Annotated in this window: 2 protein-coding genes; both read left to right on the top strand. The window is 60.6% G+C overall.

Annotated features, from left to right (window positions below; translation table 11 throughout):
* The first annotated feature begins 41 nt into the window (after window positions 1-41).
* Window positions 42-698: an isoprenoid biosynthesis glyoxalase ElbB gene (elbB, locus tag AC11W3_RS01195; RefSeq protein ID WP_484091289.1), complete on the top strand. Its 657-nt coding sequence runs from the start codon at window positions 42-44 to the stop codon at window positions 696-698.
* A 105-nt stretch (window positions 699-803) separates the two neighbouring features.
* Window positions 804-1,394, top strand: coding sequence for an outer membrane beta-barrel protein (locus AC11W3_RS01190; RefSeq protein WP_484091290.1), 591 nt, complete (start codon window positions 804-806; stop codon window positions 1,392-1,394).
* Window positions 1,395-1,870 lie beyond the last annotated feature (476 nt).

Genomic DNA, 1,870 nt, shown 5'->3' with positions numbered 1-1,870 from the left:
CCCCCATGATCGGGGCATCAATGAGACCGGAGGCGGCTTATATGAAAAAGATAGGCGTAGTACTTTCAGGCTGCGGAGTTCGTGATGGAAGTGAGATCCACGAGGCGGTACTGACACTTTTGGCGATTGATAGAAATGGCGCCAAGGCTGTCTGTTTCGCGCCTGATATGGAACTGAGCGAGGTAAACCATCTATCCATGGAAGAGACCGGCGCCAAGAGAAACGTCCTGGTCGAGTCTGCCCGCATCGCCCGTGGTGAAATCAGCGACGTCAAGAAAGCCGGTGCGGCGGACCTCGACGCCATAGTTTTCCCCGGCGGCTTCGGGGCGGCCAAGAACCTCTGCGATTTTGCGATGCAAGGTGCGAACGGGACGGTCCAGGCCGATGTGCTCCGGTTGGTGAGGGAGATGTCCAAGGCCGGGAAGCCCATCTGCGCCATCTGCATCGCGCCGACCGTGATCGGGCTGGCGCTCGGGAAGGATCTCTCGCCGCAGCTCACCATCGGCAACGACCAGGGCACCGCGGAAGCGCTTTCGGCGACCGGCAGCAAGCATGTCAACTGCGCCGCCAACGACTGTGTGATCGACCGCGAAAACCTGATCGTGTCCACACCGGCCTACATGCTGGCGGGCCACATCGCCGAAGCGGCGGAAGGCATCGAGAAGGCCATCAAGGCCACCCTTGAGCTGATCAAGTAGCAAGCATCACCCCCAGCCCGGACAAAGCACCACTCCCCTTCGACGGAGGGGTGGGGATGGGGATAGCCGTTAATTTTCAATGAACAACTTTGGAGGGAGAATCAAATGAAGAAACTGGTTTTGCTGGCCGCCTGCGCGGTACTGACCGCTTTTCTGGCCGGGAACGCGGCAGCCGAGGAATTGAGGGGGCGTGTAGCCGTCACCGCCAAGGTCGGGGTCACCAACCCGGCCGACGACGAGCGTCAAATTGATGCCGGACGTCTGGTCGTTGCCACCGACCCCGGCATCATCGGCGGCGGAGGTTTCCTTTTCGGCGTCGATGACAATGTCGCCATCGATCTGGAAGTCACCCGCTCCGGTTACCACACCTCTGGCTTCGGAGACGCCGGAGTCACCGACCTCTCCGTCGGGGCACAGTACCGCCTGCCGGAGAGGCAGCGGCTGGTGCCGTACGCTGGAGCGGGTGTGGACGTTCTCATCAACGACCTGAGCCACAAGGTAGTCGACACGGTGGTCGGTTTCCACCTGGCCGCCGGGGTGGATTACATGCTGATGCGCCAGGTCGCGCTGAATGCCGAGATCAGGGGGGTCGAGGCCTTCTCGTCCGACGTCAGGGATTTCACCGGCGCCAAGGTCGGAGAATTCGACCCGTCTCATGCGGCCTTCACCTTAGGGGCCAGGTTCTTCTTCAACTAACCGGGGGTTGATTTCGGATCACACCCTTCGAGAAGCTCAGGGTGACGGCTCATTGCCGTTGAGCGTCGTAAGTCGCTCCACTATCACGACCCGAGCTGTCGGATCGGGAGCCAAGGGAATAACAAAAGGGGATCGGCTATGGCAGCCGGTCCCCTTTTTTCTTAGTCTCCCCCACCCCCTGCCCCCCTCCCGCAAGGGGCGGGGGTATTCATGAGCGAACGGGGGTTAACTTAATGGCAATGCTCCTACCCCTCCCTCTCCGGGGGCGGAAATGTTCGAGGGTGTGGCCTCCGCTTCCAGCGTTGTCCGGTTAGCTACTTGCACCTGCCCACTTCTCCACATTTCAAGCCCCCCTCGCCCTCCGGGAGAGGGTCGGGGTGAGGGAATTACACGGATACTTGAACTGAATGACGACTGTCTCGAAAGATCTTTACCCCTTCACCGGCCACAAACTGGACCTCGACGGCCTCTCCTAC

It is taken from the genome of Geomonas sp. (assembly GCF_056994735.1).
This window is presented reverse-complemented; position numbering and strand designations above follow the sequence as displayed.

What these genes read in the sequence shown, in the direction of transcription:
- elbB (WP_484091289.1), top strand. Translation starts at nt 42, where the DNA reads ATGAAAAAGATAGGCGTAGTACTTTCAGGCTGCGGAGTTCGTGATGGA.
- AC11W3_RS01190 (WP_484091290.1), top strand. Translation starts at nt 804, where the DNA reads ATGAAGAAACTGGTTTTGCTGGCCGCCTGCGCGGTACTGACCGCTTTT.